The sequence below is a fragment of the Deinococcus sp. HSC-46F16 genome, assembly GCF_024171495.1.
Classification (GTDB): Bacteria; Deinococcota; Deinococci; order Deinococcales; family Deinococcaceae; genus Deinococcus.
In genome coordinates this window covers 30,272-47,423 of record NZ_JALJZW010000001.1, presented here as the reverse complement: position 1 = coordinate 47,423, position 17,152 = coordinate 30,272, and the positions used below count along the sequence as shown (strand labels likewise).

15 protein-coding genes are annotated in these 17,152 nt (G+C 71.8%); 8 read left to right on the top strand and 7 right to left on the bottom strand.

Annotated features, from left to right (window positions below; all coding sequences use genetic code 11):
- Window positions 1-43: 43 nt before the first annotated feature.
- A complete protein-coding gene (locus tag L1280_RS00330; RefSeq protein ID WP_253580008.1) occupies window positions 44-982 on the top strand; it encodes a nucleoside hydrolase in 939 nt (312 codons plus the stop codon).
- 211 nt (window positions 983-1,193) lie between these two features.
- Here L1280_RS00330 and L1280_RS00325 read toward each other — a convergent pair whose 3' ends face one another.
- Both L1280_RS00325 and L1280_RS00320 read right to left on the bottom strand, forming a co-directional pair.
- The gene (locus L1280_RS00325; RefSeq protein ID WP_253580007.1) at window positions 1,194-1,673 is read right to left on the bottom strand and encodes an AAA family ATPase; all 480 of its coding nucleotides are present in this window, start codon (window positions 1,671-1,673) and stop codon (window positions 1,194-1,196) included.
- The gene (locus tag L1280_RS00320; protein ID WP_253580006.1) at window positions 1,666-2,091 is read right to left on the bottom strand and encodes a Mov34/MPN/PAD-1 family protein; all 426 of its coding nucleotides are present in this window, start codon (window positions 2,089-2,091) and stop codon (window positions 1,666-1,668) included. Before L1280_RS00320 ends, L1280_RS00325 begins: the two co-directional genes overlap by 8 nt.
- Before the next feature lie 120 nt (window positions 2,092-2,211).
- Here L1280_RS00320 and L1280_RS00315 point away from each other — a divergent pair, with 120 nt between their 5' ends.
- The 3 genes from L1280_RS00315 to L1280_RS00305 all read left to right on the top strand — a co-directional run bounded on the left by L1280_RS00315 (window position 2,212) and on the right by L1280_RS00305 (window position 9,091).
- Window positions 2,212-5,298 (top strand): DNA translocase FtsK, encoded by a 3,087-nt coding sequence (locus L1280_RS00315; RefSeq protein ID WP_253580005.1) that lies wholly within the window; start codon window positions 2,212-2,214, stop codon window positions 5,296-5,298.
- A 163-nt stretch (window positions 5,299-5,461) separates the two neighbouring features.
- Window positions 5,462-7,204 carry a fasciclin domain-containing protein gene (locus L1280_RS00310; protein WP_253580004.1) on the top strand — a complete coding sequence of 581 codons (1,743 nt, stop codon included), beginning with the start codon at window positions 5,462-5,464 and terminating at the stop codon, window positions 7,202-7,204.
- An 87-nt stretch (window positions 7,205-7,291) separates the two neighbouring features.
- Window positions 7,292-9,091 carry a phosphodiester glycosidase family protein gene (locus tag L1280_RS00305; protein ID WP_253580003.1) on the top strand — a complete coding sequence of 600 codons (1,800 nt, stop codon included), beginning with the start codon at window positions 7,292-7,294 and terminating at the stop codon, window positions 9,089-9,091.
- A 7-nt stretch (window positions 9,092-9,098) separates the two neighbouring features.
- On the opposite strand, the gene L1280_RS00300 is transcribed toward L1280_RS00305, so the two are convergent.
- The 4 genes from L1280_RS00300 to L1280_RS00285 are packed head-to-tail and all read right to left on the bottom strand — an operon-like array spanning window position 9,099 to window position 11,263.
- Window positions 9,099-9,641, bottom strand: a complete 543-nt coding sequence (locus tag L1280_RS00300) for an exonuclease domain-containing protein (RefSeq protein ID WP_253580002.1) — start codon at window positions 9,639-9,641, stop codon at window positions 9,099-9,101.
- A gap of 35 nt (window positions 9,642-9,676) precedes the next feature.
- Window positions 9,677-10,603 (bottom strand): UV DNA damage repair endonuclease UvsE, encoded by a 927-nt coding sequence (gene uvsE, locus L1280_RS00295; protein ID WP_371922853.1) that lies wholly within the window; start codon window positions 10,601-10,603, stop codon window positions 9,677-9,679.
- Window positions 10,600-10,776: a DUF2256 domain-containing protein gene (locus tag L1280_RS15770; RefSeq protein WP_253580001.1), complete on the bottom strand. Its 177-nt coding sequence runs from the start codon at window positions 10,774-10,776 to the stop codon at window positions 10,600-10,602. Before L1280_RS15770 ends, uvsE begins: the two co-directional genes overlap by 4 nt.
- Window positions 10,769-11,263 carry a gluconokinase gene (locus tag L1280_RS00285; protein ID WP_253580000.1) on the bottom strand — a complete coding sequence of 165 codons (495 nt, stop codon included), beginning with the start codon at window positions 11,261-11,263 and terminating at the stop codon, window positions 10,769-10,771. The genes L1280_RS15770 and L1280_RS00285 overlap by 8 nt, the downstream gene beginning before the upstream one ends.
- 130 nt (window positions 11,264-11,393) lie before the next feature.
- Here L1280_RS00285 and L1280_RS00280 point away from each other — a divergent pair, with 130 nt between their 5' ends.
- Complete coding sequence (locus L1280_RS00280; protein WP_253579999.1) at window positions 11,394-11,729, top strand: PadR family transcriptional regulator; 336 nt, start codon at window positions 11,394-11,396, stop codon at window positions 11,727-11,729.
- Complete coding sequence (locus tag L1280_RS00275) at window positions 11,726-12,829, top strand: permease prefix domain 1-containing protein (RefSeq protein WP_253579998.1); 1,104 nt, start codon at window positions 11,726-11,728, stop codon at window positions 12,827-12,829. Before L1280_RS00280 ends, L1280_RS00275 begins: the two co-directional genes overlap by 4 nt.
- Here the strand turns inward: L1280_RS00275 and L1280_RS00270 are convergent.
- The gene (locus tag L1280_RS00270) at window positions 12,826-13,899 is read right to left on the bottom strand and encodes a 3-deoxy-7-phosphoheptulonate synthase (RefSeq protein ID WP_253579997.1); all 1,074 of its coding nucleotides are present in this window, start codon (window positions 13,897-13,899) and stop codon (window positions 12,826-12,828) included. The genes L1280_RS00275 and L1280_RS00270 overlap by 4 nt on opposite strands.
- 442 nt (window positions 13,900-14,341) lie before the next feature.
- On the opposite strand from L1280_RS00270, the gene mbhE reads away from it, so the two are divergent.
- A complete protein-coding gene (mbhE, locus tag L1280_RS00265; protein WP_253579996.1) occupies window positions 14,342-16,654 on the top strand; it encodes a hydrogen gas-evolving membrane-bound hydrogenase subunit E in 2,313 nt (770 codons plus the stop codon).
- Window positions 16,651-17,139: a Na(+)/H(+) antiporter subunit B gene (locus tag L1280_RS00260; protein WP_253579995.1), complete on the top strand. Its 489-nt coding sequence runs from the start codon at window positions 16,651-16,653 to the stop codon at window positions 17,137-17,139. The genes mbhE and L1280_RS00260 overlap by 4 nt, the downstream gene beginning before the upstream one ends.
- The last annotated feature ends 13 nt before the right edge of the window (window positions 17,140-17,152 follow it).

Here is a 17,152-nt window from a genome sequence, read left to right as displayed (position 1 = left end):
CGGTTGGAGGCGGGCCGCTGCTCTTTGGCCCTAGACTCGCCCCATGCCCACTCCCCTGCCCGTGATTCTGGACGGCGACCCCGGCCTCGACGACGCCATCGCCTGGCTGCTCGCCTTTGCCAGCCCGGAGGAACTGGACATCCTCGCCCTCACGACCGTGCACGGCAACGTGGGGCTGGACCGGACCACCCGCAACGCCGGGGTGACGCTGGCGCTGGCGGGGGCCGACGTGCCCGTGTACGCAGGGGCCGACCGCCCGCTGCTGCGCTCCCTCGCCGCCGCTCCCGAGTTCCACGGGGAGAGCGGCCTGCCCGCCGCCGACCTGCCGGAGCCGTCACGGGGGCCGGAGGCCGAGCACGCGGTCAACTTCATCGTGCAGACGGTGCGGGAACGGCCCAGCGAGGTCACGCTGGTCGCCACGGGACCGCTGACCAACGTAGCCCTCGCCTTCCGGCTGGCGCCCGATCTGCCGGGGCTGCTGCGCGAAGTCATCTGGATGGGCGGCAGCACGGGCGAGGGAAACCGCACCCCGGCGGCCGAATTCAACGCCTTTGCCGACCCCCACGCGGCCCAGATCGTGCTGACTTCGGGCGCCCGCGTGCGGATGTTCGGCCTCAACGCGACCATGCAGGCGATTGCCACGCCCGAGCGGGTAGAGCGGCTGCGGGCGCTGGGGAACCGCGCGGGGGCCGTCAGCGCGGCCTTCCTCACCTTCTACGCGGACGTGTACCGCGAACGCTACGGCCTGAGCGGTGGGGCGCTCCACGACCCGCTGGCGGTGGCCGCCGCCATCCGCCCGGAGCTGTGCCGGATGCAGCCCATGAACGTGCAGGTAGAAACGCACGAGGGGCTGAACTTCGGGCGCACCGTCTGCGACCGCTACGGGGTGACGGAAAAGCCCGCCAATGTGGAGGTGGCGGTGGAGGTGGACGACGGGGCCTTTTTTGAGCTGCTGCTGGAGCGGATCGGAAGGATGGGGTAGGGGGGTGTGGCGGGGGCTGCCAGAGTCAGGAAGGGCAAGCGTTGCTTGCCACCCCCCTCCCCAGCCCTCCCCCACAAGGAGGGAGGGAGAAAAAACTGGCTGAGCTGCCGAGCTTTCTATTGCAATCAGGTGTTCAAGAGGCAGGAGTAACGGCAACGGCGCTAGAGCTTCCCTCCGGGGAGGGGGGCTGGGGGGGAGGGGAAAACGGCAATCAAGACCTCTTGCCCACCATGACGCCCACCTCATCCGCCCCCATCGCCTCAAACCGCTCCCGAAACAGCGCATAGGTCTCGTCCGCGATATACATCGTCCCGTCTACCTCATTCCGCGCCCGCACCCGCCGCCGCGCCTCCTCATCCGGCAGGGTCAGCACATGGAAGGTCAGAGGTACTCCTAACCTGGCGGCCTTCGCCCGCAGCGCGTCCCGACTCGCCCGCGTCCAGAAGCCGTGATCGAGGATGACGGGTACGCCGAGGTCCAACGCCCGAATCCACTGCGTCTCCATCAGGGCTATCACCCGCGAGTGGTAGATCGGGAAGAGGTCGGCGGGCGGGTCCTGACCGTACAGGGCGACCATCCACTCGTCGCTGGTAAAGCGCATGCCCGGCAACTCCCGCTCCAGCCGCCGGGCGAAGGTCGTCTTGCCGCTGCCGATAAAGCCGTGCAGGGCGTGGATACGCGCCTCAGCCATCCGAATCCCCCACCCGCAGCGCCACCCGCTCGCCCCCCGGCAGGCGGTAGGCGGTGAGAAGCCGGGCGGGCAGGTCCGCGATCACGTAGGGGACCGGGTAGGCGGCCAGCCGGGTATCCGCATCGCTGGGCCACGCCGGGCCGCGCGGGTGGCTGTGATACAGGGCAACGAGCGTCTGCCCACCGAGCTGCATCGCCCGCAGCGCCCTGAGGAGGTGGCCGGGGTCCGCGAGGTAGGTCCGCTCGGGGTCGGGCGCGATGTTGGGGAGGGGGTAGAGGGCGGCGGCATGCGTGGCCTCACCGTGCGCGTGCCCGCCAAGAGCCCCCACACACTCGCGCGGGGCCTCGCGGCGGGCGTGCGCCCACAGCGCGTCCGCGAGGGCGGGGGGCAGGATCAGGGTCACCCCGGCATTATCCATGCCGCGCCCGGCTCCCCACGGCGGGACCACATCCCGTCACGCCCGCATCACAGGTGGTCGGGGCAAAAAGTAGCGCTGGGCGCGGGCGGCGCGGGCATGGGGTGGGCTACACTGCGCGGTATGGCGAAGGCTCGTGCAAAAACGGCTCCTCCCCCCAGTCGGTTCGACGGGGAGGCGCTGGGCCTGGTGCTGTTCGCACTGGGCATCTTTCTGGCGGTGACGCTGCTGCTGCCGCAGTTCTTCACGGGCGGCGGCATCATGGCGCAGGCGAACGAGGCCCTGACCGGCTGGCTGGGCTGGGGCGCTGTCCTGCTGCCGCTGGTGCCGGTGTGTTACGGGGTGCTGGTCTTCCTGGGCCGCGACCTTTCCGGCCTGACCCGGCGGGTGCTGGGCGGCGCGGTGGTGGTGGCGGCCCTCCTGGCGCTGCACGAGGTCTTCGTGCCGGGGGCCGCCGGGGAGGGAGCCGCGCGGGTGATGGCCCCGCTCACGGGGGCGCTGAGCTACGCCGCCGCCCTGCTGCCGCTGGTGGTGCTCACCCTGGGCATCGAGATCATGCTGCGGCTGCCGCCCTTCATACTCCTCAAGGGCTTTTTCCGGGGAATCAGCGTGCTGCTGGGGGGCGCGACGACCACGGTGCAGGGGGCCATAGAGGCGCGGCAGGACGGGCGCGAGGCGGCGCGGGCGCGGGGCGGGGTGCGGCAGGCGCTGGCCGCGCAGACCCGCGAGCTGGAGGCGCTGCGCCGCCTGTACCCCAGCGCCCAGGCCCTGCGGGACCAGCAGGAGGAAATCCGGACCGCCACCCGCGACCTGCGCCGCCAGGACGAGGCGGGCCTCAAGGGGCTGGAGGGCGACCTGAAGGCCTGGCGCGAGGTCACCACGACCTTCGTGGGCAACGCCGCCCGCGACCTGCGGACCGAGGTGGCCGCCGAGGCCCCCGACGCGGGCGCCCAGGCCGAGGCCGCCGCGAACGAGGTCCGGGCCGGGCGCCACGAACTGTGCGTGGAGCTGCCCGGCACCCTGGCGAGCGGGGCGCTGGAGCGGCTGCGTCGTGGCCTCGTGACCGACCTGCAACGCCTCGCCGCCCGCGCCGGAAAGCTGGAGCGCGAGCGGCAGGCGGCTGAGAAGGCCCTCGCCAAGCCCGACGCGGGGGTGCTGGCCCGTGAGCAGGCCGCGCACCGCGAGCGGGTGGGGGCCTGGCGCGACCTCGCCGAGGACTTCACCACCTGGCGAGCCCGCGAGCGGCATTACCCCGGCTGGCCGGACCTCACGGCGGCCTTCGACCGGGCACCCACCGAACTCGCCGCCGCCCTCGCCGAAGCGCTTGCCAGCGATCCGGACGGCACCCTGGCCGATCAGACGGGGTGGCGGGCACGGCTGGAGCGGGCGCAGCAGGACGCCCTGGAACGCGCGGCGGCGATGGCCGTGGGGGCGGTGCCGCTCGGCCAGACCGCTCCTCCCCGCCCGGACACCGAGGACGCGGCCGGAGCGGTCGCCCCCACGCTGGACTTCGATTTCACCCGCCTGCTCCCTGAGGAGACGGACGGGTCGGAAGACCCCTCCCCTCCCCTCCCCTCCCCCAGCACGACGGTCCTGTCCGCCGTGCCGCCCGAGCCCGATGTGCTGCTGGGCACCGGAACCGATGGGGTGCGGGCCGCGCCTCCCCGCCCGGCCCCGCAGCCTCAGCCTGAGGCGAAAGCTACTGCCCCCTGGGAGAGCGCCGAGCCCGAGCGCCGCCGCCCGGCCCAGGGCGCGACCGACATCGCGCTGCCGGGCTACGACCTGCTTGACCCCATTCCGGTGGGGACGGTCAACCCGGCCGCCCTTCAGGTCGCCGCGCAGCAGCGGGCCGCCGTGATCGACCAGACGCTGCGGCATTTCGGCCTCCAGGCCCGTGTGGTGGACTTCGCGCGGGGGCCGACCGTCACCCGCTACGAGATCGAACCCGCACCCGGCGAGAAGATCAGCCGCATCGCCTCGCTCTCCAACGACCTCGCCCGGGCGCTGGCGGTGGGCGGCGTGCGCGTGGAGGCCCCGGTGCCCGGCAAGAGCGTGATCGGGTTGGAGGTGCCCAACCTCGAGCGCGAACCCGTCACCTTCCACCAGGCGGCGGCGGCGCCCACCTTCCGGAGCACGCGGGCCAAGCTGCCCATCATCCTGGGCAAGAGCATTGACGGCGAGCTGATGGTCGGCGACCTCGCCAAGATGCCGCACCTGCTGATCGCGGGGTCGACGGGCTCGGGCAAGTCGGTGTGCGTCAACACGCTGATCACGTCGCTGCTGTACCGCTACCTGCCCACCGAGCTGCGCTTCCTGATGGTGGACCCCAAGATGGTGGAGCTGACGCCCTACGACGGGATTCCCCACCTCGTGCGGCCGGTGGTGACCAACCCGATGGACGCGGCGGGCGTGCTGCTGGGCGCGGTGGCCCACATGGAGCGGCGCTACAAGATGATGAGCCAAGTCGGGGCGAAGAACCTCGAGCAGTACAACGCCAAGATGCGGCAGGTCGGCGAGCCGGAGTTGCCGCACCTCGTGATCATCATCGACGAGCTGGCCGACCTGATGATCACCTCGCCCAAGGAGGTCGAGTCGGCGATCATGCGCCTCGCGCAGATGGCCCGCGCGACGGGCATGCACCTCGTGCTCGCCACCCAGCGCCCTTCCGTGGACATCCTGACCAGCCTGATCAAGGTGAACGTCCCTGCCCGCATCGCCTTCGCGGTGAGCAGCAGCCACGACTCGCGCACGATTCTCGACTCGGTGGGCGCCGAACGCCTCACCGGGATGGGCGACATGCTGTTCTACCAGCCCGGCCTGATCAAGCCCGTGCGCCTGCAAGGGCCGTACATCTCGGAGGTCGAGTCGGCCCGCGTCGCGGACGAGCTGCGGCGGCAGGTCTTCGACGACGCCTTCGTGGAAGCTTACGGCTCGGACTTTGAGGGGGCTCCGGAGGCGAGCGGCCCAGGCCCGGACAAGGCCAACATGGACTTTTCCGACCCCCTGCTGCGGCAAGCGGCATTGATCTGCATCGAGGAGGGCCAGGGCAGTGTCTCGCGGCTTCAGCGCCGATTGTCGGTGGGCCACGCCCGCGCGGGCAAGCTGATGGACATGCTCGAGGCGATGGGCATCGTCTCCAAGCACCAAGGCAGCAAGCCGCGCGACGTGCTGATCACGGAGGCAGATCTGCCGGAGTATTTCGGGCGCTAACCGCCCCAACCAATCTGGGAATTACATGAGAAAGCGGCCAAGCTCGGTCGTTTTTTCTTTTATGAGTTGTGGGGGAAAGGTTACCGAAGTTGCGTTTCAGCGCGGGGTGTAGAACATTGGGGAGCGGACCAGCCTTTCCAAACCCTATTCCCGAGGTGATGTCATGAAGAAGCAGACCAACCTGCTCACGCTCAGCCTGATGCTCGCCACCCCCGCGCTCGCGGGTGGGGCGGGCGCTCCCGCCGCCCAGAACCCCGCGACCTGCCGCAGCATCGCGCAGATCGTCTCCACCGACCCGCAGTTCAGCACCTTGCTGACGGCGGTCGAGGCAGCCGGGCTGACCGAGACGCTCGCGAGCGGCCAGTTCACGGTCTTCGCGCCCACCAACGCGGCCTTTGCCAAGCTGCCCAGCGATCAGCTCGCCATGATCCTCAACGACGAGGAAATGCTGCGCAGCGTGCTGCTGTACCACGTCGTGCCCGGCAAGGTCAGCGCGGCGCAGGTCCGCAGCCTGACGAGCGCCCGCACCGCGCAGGGGACCACGGTGAATGTCCGCGTGATGAATAACCGCGTGATGATCAACAACGCCGCCGTGACCCGCGCCGATGTGGCCGCCTGCAACGGCGTGATTCACGTGATCGATACTGTGCTGGTACCGCCCGCTGCCCCCGCCGCGGCGACCCCCGCTCCCGCTGCCCCGGTCGTGAGCACGCCCGCCCCCGCCGCGCCCGTGACGACGGCTCCGGCGGTCACGGCGCCCGCCGCCTTCGACCTGCGGAGCATTCCCGCCGTACCGCTGACGGGTTCGACGACTTCCACCACCACGACCACGACGACCACCACCGAGACGACGACCACGGAAACGGCCACCACCGAGGCCACGACCGAGTCGACGAACGCGGCGGCGGAGACGAGCACCGAGACGGAGACCACCGTCGCCACCAACACGCTGTACGACGTGATCGTGGCCGACGAGCGCTTCAGCACGCTGCTCGACCTGCTCAGCGACGCGGGGCTGACCGAGACGCTGACGACGGGCGAATACACCATCTTCGCGCCCACCAACGAGGCCTTTGCGGCCCTCGACGACGCGACCCTCGCCAACCTCGCCGCCAACCCCGACGTGCTGCGGCAGGTGCTCTCCTACCACGTGGTGCAGGGCCGCCTGACGGCCGAGCAGCTTGCCAGCAGCACCAGCCTGACCTCGGTGCAGGGCGGCGTGCTGTCCCTGAGCCAGAGCGGCACCTCGCGGACAGTCAACGCGTCCCCGATCGCCGAGACCTTCGCCACCGCGAGCAACGGCACCATCTTCGTGATCAACCAGGTGCTGCTGCCCCCCGGCCTGACCATCCCGGCGGCCGAGGTCGTGGAAGAAGCGCCCGCCACGGCCGAGGCGACCACCGCCGCAACCACCACGACGACCACGACCACCACCGGCACGGCGGCGACGGGCACCGCGACTGCGACGACCACCGCGACCGTCACCCCGGCGGCGGGCAGCCTCGCGGCCTTTGTCACCACCGACCCCCGCTTCAGCATCCTCGCGGAGCTGATTCGCGCGGCGGGCCTGACCGAGACGCTGGGCGGCGGTGAGTTCACCCTCTTCGCGCCCACGAACGACGCCTTTAACGCCGTGCCCGCCGCCACCCTGACGGCGCTGCGTGCGGACCCCGCCCGCCTGCGGCAGATCCTGCTGTACCACGTGGTCCCCGGCCGCGTGACCGCGACGGCGCTGGCCGAGAGCCCCAACCTCACGACCGCCGCCAATGTGCAGGTCCCGCTGACCCGCCCCAGCGGCACCACGGGTGCCCGGATCGGAGGCGCGACCATCCAGGGCGAGGGCATCGCCACCTCCAACGGCACCGTGTACATCATCAACACCGTGCTGATTCCCGCCGGGCAGTAAGCCCACCCGCCTTCCCCCCAGCCGCCCGCCCCGTGCGGGCGGTTTTGCATGGACAGGGGGCGGGGCAGGCACGGTACACTCGCGCCCGTGACGAGGCGGCGCAGGAGGAGAGGAGCAGTGGCCCTGGCCCTGCTGGGGCTGGCCGGGACGTGGGCCGCCGCCCGCCCGGTGGCGGTGGGCGGCGCGGTGCAGGCGGCGGCGGTGGAGACGCGGACCCTGCCGGGGGGGGGCGAGGCCCTGGCGGTCTGGACGCTGCCCCGGCTGGGCGTGGCGGTCCGCAACGACCCGCAGGACGTGCGCCTGCGCTACGGCGAGCGTGAGTTGCGCCACGCGCTGGGGACCGGCTGGCGGGCGGTGGGCTTCACGTTGCCGGGCGGGACGGGGCTGGCCGCGCCGCAGGCCATTGGTCCCAGCCTGTACGTCCCCCTCGCCGCCCTGCGGCTGTTGGGCGTGCCGATTACAGCGGACACGCCCAGCCTCCTCGGATTCGCTGCCCCCGCCACCGTGCCGGAGGAGACGCTGCCGCCCTCCCCGGACTTGCCTGCCGCCGATCCTGCCCCCAGCCCGTCCTCCCTGCCCCCGCTGGCGAACCTCGACACGGTGCGGGTGGGGCGCTCGGTGTACCGCACGGTGGAGGTGCAGCGGGTCGTGCTGGAACTCAGCGCCGCGGCTCCCCACAGCGTGGTGCGCGAGTCCGGCGGCCTGAGCGTGGTGCTGCCGCGCGTGACGGGCAGCGCGTCGGAAACCGCCCTGCGCAGCGGCGACCTGCTGCGGGTAGAGCCTGCCGGGGACGGCGTACGGGTTCACCTGCGCACCGGCGGGGGCACCAGCGAGATCTTCACCCTGGAGAGTCCCTACCGGGTCGTGATCGACACGACCACCCATCTCGACGCCCGCGTGCCGCCCCCCATCAACCCGGAGGCGCTGCCGGAGGGCGTGACCTACCGCGCCCGCGGCGGGCTGCACCTGCTGAGCTTCGACCCGGCCCGCTTCCAGCCCCGCGTGGTGACGGCTCCGGTGGGCGCGGCGCGAGACGTGGCCGCGCTCGTGAAGGCGGCGGGGGGCGTGGCGGGCGTGAACGGCGGCTATTTCGACCCCGCGAGCAGCCTGCCGGTGGACCTCGTGGCGGTGGGGGGCCTGCTGACGGCGGGCAGCCTGGAAAAGCGGGCGGCGGTGGGTTTTACCCCGCAGGGCACGCCCCTCTTCGGCTATCCCCGGCCGCGCTACGTGGTGGGCGGCGACTTCGGCACCCTCACCGTGAACGGGGTGGGCGCGAAAGTGCGGCCCACCCTGCTGACGGCCTTCGTGGGGGACGGCGTGACGCGGGTGGGGGCCGAGGGGCTGACGACCCTCTGGACCGGGGGGGGCCGGGTCAGCCGGGTCGTCTCCGGTCCCGCCGCGCCGCCGCGCGGGGTGCTGGCGCTGACCTTCGACCCCGCCCGCTTCCCCGCGCTGCCGCGCACGCCGGGCGCCCGGCTCACGGTGTCGGTGAACTGGCAGGCGACCGATGCCCCCTGGGAGCGGGCGCAGGACGCGCTCGCCGCCGGGCCGCTGCTGGTGCGGGAGGGCCGGGTGGTCCTCGACCCGAAGCGCGAGGCTTTCGACACGGGCGCGAGCATCTGGCGGGCCACCCGGCAGGTCGCCTTCGGGGTGCTGGAGGGCCAGCCCACCGTCGCCTACCTGGAGCACGGCACGCCGGAAGCGTTCGCGGCGGCCCTGGCGGGAGCGGGCGTGCGCGACGCGGTGCGGCTGGACAGCGGGTCGAGCGCGACGGCCTACCTGACGGGCGGGTATGCGGGGCTGGGCGGCTACCTCAACACCGTCTGGAGTCGGCCGGTGCCCAACGCGATCGTCTTCGTGCCGAAGGTGACCGGGGCACGGAAATAGGGTCCGGCTAGACCCCCACCCGCAGCCGCTCCAGCAGGCGCACATACGCCTCGGCGGTCACGCGCACGTCCCCGAGGGAACGGTGCCGCCCGCCGGGGGCGAACTCCAGCCCCAGCCGCTCGGCGAGGAGGTCGAGGCGGTGCGAGCGCTCGCCGGGAAAGGCGCAGCGCGAGAGCTGCATGGTGCAGTGCTCGGCCGGGGGCGCCCAGCGCAGGCCGTGCCGCCCGGTGGCCGCCCGCAGGAAGCCCCCGTCGAAGCCGATGTTGTGCGCGACCACCGCCGAGTCGCCCACGAAGTCGAGGAACTCGGGCAGCACGTCGCGCAACTCCGGCGCCCCGCGCACCATCGCGTCGCTGATGCCGTGGACCTGCTGCGCCCGCCAGGGGATTTTCAGCAGATGACCCTCTCCACTCACCGGGCGCACCAGCGTCTCGAAGCGCTCGTCATCCAGCACGCGCCCGTCCCGCACCCGCATGGCCCCGATCTCCACGATGGCGTCGCGCTCGGGCGAGAGCCCGGTGGTTTCCAGATCGAAGACGACGACGTTCACGCCCCCCAAGGTAGCGCGGAAGGGGAGGGCCAAGGCTACTCCTCGACCGCCACCACGTCCGCCTGCACCCCCACCGCCTGGGCACCCATCAGCGCCGCGAGCGCCTCCTCCTTGCCTTTGGCCTCCACCTCGATCCAGGGCACGTCGCGGTAGGCACTCGGGAAATCGGTGATCAGGTGGCTGTGGCGGCGGTCCTGCGGGCTGTCAATGCCGTTGGAGAGGTGGACGACCTGCCACTCGGGGGGCCGCCACGTCGCGCGGGCTCTCAGCACCCACTCGCGCACGCTGGGGTCCTCCTGGTCCGGCAGCTTCTCGCGGACGACGTGGTGGTGCGCGTCGAAGATCAGTGGCACGCCCGTCCCCTCGCAGATCGGCAGCAGGTCCTGCGGGCCGTAGGCGCGTTCGTCGTTTTCCAGCCCCAGGCGCAACCGGGCGCCCTCGGGCAGGTCGGGGATGATCGCGGCGAGTTCGGCCGCCCGCCCCCCCTTGCCGCCGTGCAGCAGCAGCAGATTCCAGGTCGAGCGCGGAAAGCCGAAGCGGTCGAGCGTGTCCGCGTGCGCGGCGAGGGCGCGGGCGCTGGAGGCCCGGACCTCCGGTCGGTCGGAATTCAGCACGATGAACTGCTCGGGGTGCATCAGCACGCGAATCCCGGCGTCCTCGAAGGCGTAGCCCGCCTCCCGCATCTGCGGGGCGAGGTGGTCGAGCACCGCCCGCCCGGTGTCGTCCCCCTCCAGGTCGAACATCGGGAAGAGGCTGGAACTCAGGCGGTAGAGCCGGATGCCCCGCGCCGCGCAGAAGTCGGCGGCCCGGCGCACCCGCACGATGTTGTCACTGTAGAGGTCGAGCAGCTTGGCCTCTCGCTCGGCGGGCGAGAGTTTCTGGTAATTGGTCAGCGTAATGGTCCGGAAACGCACCTCCGGGCCGACCGTCATGCACACCAGACCGTAGGCGGGGGCGGTCACGAGGCCCCCCGTTTCGCCGCCGCCCGGCAGCGGTCGGAGCAGTACTTGACCTGCTCCCATTCGCGCTCCCACTTCTTGCGCCAGGCAAAGGGCAGGCCGCACACCGCGCAGACCTTGCTCGGCCGCTCGGAGGGCTTGCGGCCCCCGCCAAAGGTTCTGGCCCGGTCAGGCACGGGCGGCCCCCAGCGCGGTCAGGGCGCGGGCGGCGAGAGCGGTGGGGGTGTCGGCGGCCGTCACGCTGAGGGTCAGCACGTCCGGCTCGTCCCGGCCCGGCGGTTCCAGCGTGGCGAGTTGCGAGGGCAGCAGGTCCGGCCCCGCGTAGTGCCCGGTGCGGGCGGCCAGCCGCTCCCGCAACAGGAGCTCCGGCACCCGCAGGAACAGGAAGCGGACTCCCGGTCCCCGCAGCCGGTCCCGGTAGACCCGCCGCAGCGCCGAGCAGGCCAGGACCGCGGCGGGCCGCGTTCCCAGTTCCGCCCGCAACCGCTCCAGCCACGGCCAGCGGTCCGCGTCCGTCAGGGCCTCGCCCCGCGCCATCCGGCGGCGGGCTTCCGGCGTGTGGAAGTCGTCGCCGTCGAGAAACGGCCACCCCGTTCGGGCACTCAGCTCGCGCCCCACCGTCGTCTTGCCACTGCCCGCTGCGCCCATCACGACCAACCGCATGGAGACAGTCTGAGGGTTGGCCCGCCCGGCAACCGTGGGCATGAAGGAAATGGGTTGACGCCGGGGCCGTGACGCTGCAAGCTAGGTGATACAAGCCTTGCGATACAAGCCTTAGCCCTGGAGGTCTCCCATGACGCCCCTGAAGTCCGGCACCGTCGATCTGGTCATCCTGGCGGCCCTGCATGAGCAGCCGCGCTATGGGCTGGAACTCGCCGACCATATCGGCACCCGCAGCGGGGGCCTCTTCGAACTCTCGGAGGGGAGCCTCTACCCCGCGCTGCTGCGGCTGAGCAGGGCCGGGCTGATTGAGGGCGAGTGGCAGCCCACGCCGGGGGGTGGCAGCCCACGCAAGGTCTACCGCCTGACCGACGCCGGGGGCCAGGAACTCGCGCGGCGGCGGGCCGAGTGGGAACGGCTTCAGGTGGCCGTGAATGCCCTGCTGCTGCGCCGGGGGGTGCGGGCATGAGCCGGGTGTTCAGCCGCTACGTCCACCGCGCCACCCTGGGCCTGCCCCGGCAGGAGCGCCTGGAGGCCGCCGCCGAACTCCGCACCCACCTGATGGACCGCGCCGCCCGGCTGGAGGCCGAGGGCTTCAGCCGCGAGGAGGCCGAACACCTCGCCGTGAAGGGCATGGGCGACGTGGGCGTCACCAACCGGCAACTGCTGGGGCACGTCTTTACCAACCGGGTCGCCTGGGCAGTCCTGGCCGTACTGGTGCTGGGGGGCGGAGGCGGGTGGGTGTGGCAGAACGTACCGCTGCCGGGGTGGGGGCAGGCGACGTGGCGGTGGGACAATGAGCTGACCACGACCGATCTTGCCCGGCTGTACGAGGCCGAGGCCCCGCGTGACCGGGTGTTCGCCGCCGACCTGCGGGTGCCGACGAAGGCCCGGTACCTCTACCTCGCGCTTGTCCCGCAAAAGGAGGAGGGGCTGGCGAAGGTCTGGCGCTATCAGTTGCGGCCCCGCGACGATGGGGGCCGCTTCGAGGCTTCGCCCAACCGCACGCGGCAGGCCCGGCTGCTGCTGACGGGTGAGGCTTGGAACGGAAACCTGTGCGAGAGCGGGCGCGACGTGGGGCTGTTCGTGGACCTGGACTGGAAGCCGGAGAAAGGCGTGACGATGGATGGCGGCTCGTCGGTAGGCCTGAACCGGCAGGTGAACCACAACTCTTGGAACTTCTACTGCGCCGGACTGCGGCTGCCGGACGCGTCCGACCCCGACCTGTGGACCTCAGCGGGCTTCCAGAAGCTGGGGTGGGTGGTGGGCAATACGTTCACCAATGCCTCCAGCGCACCCCGGAACTTGCCCACAGGCGAGTGGACCCTGGCCGGGTTCTACGGGGTGAACACCGCCTCCTACAGCCGCGCGAAATCTTTCGTGACTTGGAGCGTGCCCAAGCACCAGCACGACGTCCTGCTGGCCGTGCTGCCCAGCGAAAAGGCGCTGGAGAAGGCAAGCATCTACGACCAGGACCGGGGCCAGGGCTACTACACCACCTTCCCGACGCGGGAGTGGAAGGGGCTGATGGGCCAGGTGCCGCGCCCGAAGTACCGCGACACTCCCTAACCCCCCAGCGCCGCGTGCGCCTCCAACAAGAGCGCCTCGGTCTCGTCCCAGCCCACGCAGGCGTCGGTGACGCTCACGCCGGGCTGGAGCCGGGACAGGTCGGCGGGAATGGCCTGCTTGCCGGGGCGCAGGTTGGATTCCAGCATCAGGCCCCGGAGGGCCGTCTGCCCGGCGAGGCGCTGCCCCAGTACGTCCCGCCACACCCCCGCCTGCCGGGTATGGTCCGAGCCGCTGTTGGCGTGCGAGCAGTCCACCATGACGGCGGGCGTCAGGCCCGCGCCTTCCATCAGCGCGGCGGCCTCCGCGACGAAGGGGGCGGCGTGGTTCGGCCCGGCCCGCCCCCCGCGCAGGATCACGTGCCCATGCGGGTTGCCCCGCGTGTGGACCACGCAGGCGCGGCCATCGTCGTCGATGGTGAAAAAGGCGTGGGGATGCCGAGCGGCGAGAATGGCGTCCACGGCGAGCTTGAGGCCGCCGCCCGTGCCGTTCTTGAAGCCCATCGGGGCACTGACCGCGCTCGCCATCACCCGGTGGGTCTGCGACTCGGCGGTGCGGGCGCCCAGGCAGGCCCACGCCACCGCGTCGAAGAGGTACTGCGGGGCGAAGGGATCGAGCAGCTCGGTGGCGACGGGTAGGCCGAGTTCGGACACGCGCAGCATCAGCTCGCGGGTGCGGCGCAGCCCGGCGTTCATGTCGTTCGCACCCGTCATGTCGGGGTCGATCAGAAAGCCACGCCAGCCTACCGTCGTGCGGGGCTTGTCCACGTAAACGCGCATCTGGACTTCCAGCCGGTTCCTCACCCGCGCCCGCAGCCCGGCGAGGCGCCCCGCGTAGGCCACCGCCTCCCCGAAATCGTGGACCGAACACGGCCCCACCACGGCGAGCAGGCGTTCGTCGCGCCCCGCCAGGATGTCCTGCGCCGCCTGCCGCCCGGCGAGGACGGTCGCTTCGGCGGCGGGCGTGAGGGGCAGTTCGTCCTTGAGGTCGCGCGGCGTGACCAGCGGCGTAAAGGCCGTGACGTTGAGGTTCTCGGTGCGGGAGGGGTGGGCCTGGGGTTCGGGCTGGGGCATGAGGGTCCTTTTATGGCTCAAACGAAAAGGCCCGGAGGTGCATTCCTCCGGGGACTGGTGGCTGATAAGCAGCGCGGCGTCAGACCCGGCAGAACCGGGGCCAATAGGACAGCGCGGCGCGGGACGACATGGGATCAGTTTATGCCGGAGGATGGAGAGGACGGACACGCGGTCTAGGGGATTGAGGCAGAGAGCAAGTCCAACTGCCTGCGCCCGGCTTGGCCTTCCCCGTCCGCTAAACTGGCCTCCGGTCGGACGCGGCGCCCGGCGGCTACGGGCCGGGGCACGCGGGTCCGAGGACCAGCGGAGCCGGAGGGGGACGGCTTCATCTCTCGTCGCTGAGTGGCGACCGCCCGCCCCCGGTTCCCCAGGTGGGGCGGCGGCGCCTGTCCCCGGAGGTGCCCATGTCCACACGGCCTCTTTCCCCCCAGGCGGGCGGTCCATGACCGTCGCCGTGTTCTTCCCCTTCCTGATGGCCGCACTCGCCGCCTGGCTGGGGCCGAGGCTGGGCCGCCGCACCGGGTACGTCGCGGCGGCGGCCTTTTTGCCTGCCCTGCTTTTGATTCCCGAGCTGCTGCGGATGCCGGGGGCGACCCCCGCGCTGGAGGTGACCCGCTGGGTGCCCACGCTGGACCTCGACCTCGCCTTCCGGGGGGACGGGTTCTCGCTGCTGTTCGCCGTGCTGATCGGGGTGATCGGCACGCTGGCGAGCCTGTACTCGGTGGCCTACCTCTCGGAGCGCGAGCGGTTCGGGCGCTTTCACAGCTACCTGCTGCTCTTCGGCGGCTCGATGCTGGGGCTGGTGCTGACCGACAACCTCGTGGCGCTGTTCGGCTTCTGGGAGATGACCAGCGTGACGAGCTTCCTCCTGATCGGGCTGTGGCACACCCGCTCGGCGGCGCGGGACGGGGCGGTCAAGGCCTTTCTGGTCAGTGCCCTCGGCGGCCTCGCGCTGCTGGCCGCCGTCGCCCTGATCGCGCTGGGAGGCGGCAGCACGTCGCTCTCGGGGCTGGACGTGGGGGCGCTGCGCGAGTCGGCGTATTTCACCCCGGCGCTGCTGCTCACGCTGCTGGCGGCCTTGACCAAGAGCGCCCAACTGCCCTTCCACCTGTGGCTCCCCACCGCGATGGAGGCCCCCACCCCGGTGTCGGCCTTTCTGCATTCCGCGACGATGGTGAAGGCGGGCGTGGTCCTCGTCGCCAAGTTCGGGCTGCTGTTCGGTGGGGCGGCCCTGTGGTCGGCCATCATCATGCCCGTCGGCCTGGCGACGCTGGTGTGGGGGTCGTGGCTGGCCCTGCGGCAAACCGACCTCAAGGCGCTGCTGGCGTACTCCACCGTGTCGCAGCTCGGCCTGCTGATGAGCCTTTACGGGCTGGCCGACGCCGAGGGGCGATTCGCCGCGACCGCGCACCTGCTCAACCACGCGGCGTTCAAGGCGGCCCTCTTTTTCGTGGTGGGCATCATCGACCACGAGACGGGAACCCGTGAGCTGCCGCTGCTGGGGGGCCTGCGCCGGGCGCTGCCAGTCACCTTCGGGGTGGCGCTGCTGGCGGCCATGAGCATGGCGGGGCTGCCGCCCCTGGGGGGCTTCATCTCCAAGGAGCTGTTCTTTGAAGCGATGCTGCACCAGGGACCGCTCTTTCTCGCAGTGGCGGTGGCGGGCAGTGCGCTGACCTTCGCGTACTCCTTCCGGCTGTTGCGGGTCTTTCTGGGGGCGCCGCGTGCGCCCGCCGGGGCCGAGCCGCACGAGGCCCCACCCGGCCTGACCCTGCCCGCCGCAGGCCTCGCGCTGACCGCGCTGGCCTTCGGGGTGCTGCCCGGCACGGCCGAGGCCTTGACCCGCACCGCGCAGTCGGCACTGAACTTCGGGGCCTACGAGGGGCATCTGAAGCTGTGGCACGGAGTCACGCCCGCGCTGCTGGCGACGGGGCTGACCTGGGCGCTGGGGGCCGCGCTGATCTGGCAATCGGGCGCGGTTCAGACGCTGGCCCAGCGCCTGACCCCCCGCGTGAACGCGAACACGGCGTACTACGGCCTGACCCAGACGGTGAACGTCTTTTCCTCGTGGCTGATCGCGCGGACGCAGGGGCTGCCCCTCCCGGACCAGCTCCGCATCATGCTGGCCGCCGCCGCGCTGATGGGCGGGTACGCGGTGTGGCGGGCGCCGCAGGTCTTCTACCCCTTCGGGGAGCTGCCGCTGGGGGTGCTCCCCATCGCCGCGCTGCTCGTCGCCGGAGCGGTGGGGGTGCTGCTCTCGCGCGGGCGCCTGACGGCCGTGATTGTGACGGGCCTGACGGGGTTCGGCAGCGCGGCGGCCTTCCTGGCCTTCCGGGCACCCGACCTCGCCCTGACGCAACTGCTGGTGGAGGCGGTGACGGTGATCCTCTTTCTGCTGGCCTTCCGGTACCTGCCGGGGGTGCGCGACCTGCCACGCACGCGCTGGCGGTACGTCTTCGACGTGGCGGTGGCCGGACTCGCGGGGGTGGGCATCACGCTGCTGGTGCTCTCCAGCGTGCGCTTTCTGGCCCCGCCCATCTCACCTTATTACCTCGAATACAGCTACAAGGGCGGCGGCGGCAAGAACGTGGTCAACGTGCTGCTGGTGGATTTCCGGGGCTTCGACACCCTGGGCGAGATCACGGTGGTGGGGATGGTCGCGCTCGCGGTGCTGAGCCTCGTGCGGCTGGGCAAACCCGGCCGCCCCCGCCGCGCTCCGGATGACACGGCGGACCTGCCCGCCCGGAGGCGCCCATGACCCGGCCCCCCTCTTCCCCCCCCGGCCGGGAGGCTCCGGCCCCCGCGCCGCTGTCGGGCGACCCCATCCTGCGCTCGACCAGCCGGGCAGTGTTCGCGCTGGTGCTGCTGTTCGCCTTTCTGCTGCTGTGGCGCGGGCACAACGCGCCGGGGGGCGGCTTTATCGCCGGGCTGATGACCGCGTGCGCGCTGGTGCTGCACCGCATCGCCTACGGCTTTTCCGCGCTGCGGACCGACCCGGCGCGGCTGATTCCCTGGGGGCTGGCGCTCTCCTTCGTGACCGGGCTGGTGCCCTACCTGCTGGGGAGGCCCTACCTCAAGAGCGACTACGGCTACATCACCACGGCCGTCACGGGCGAGTTCGAGTGGGCGACGGCGCTGCTCTTTGACCTCGGCGTCTTTCTGGTCGTCGTGGGGGCCAGCCTCGCCATCGCCTACGCGCTGACCGAGGTGGCCCCGCAGGAGACGGTGGAGGGGGACGAATGAGCCGGGCCGCCCT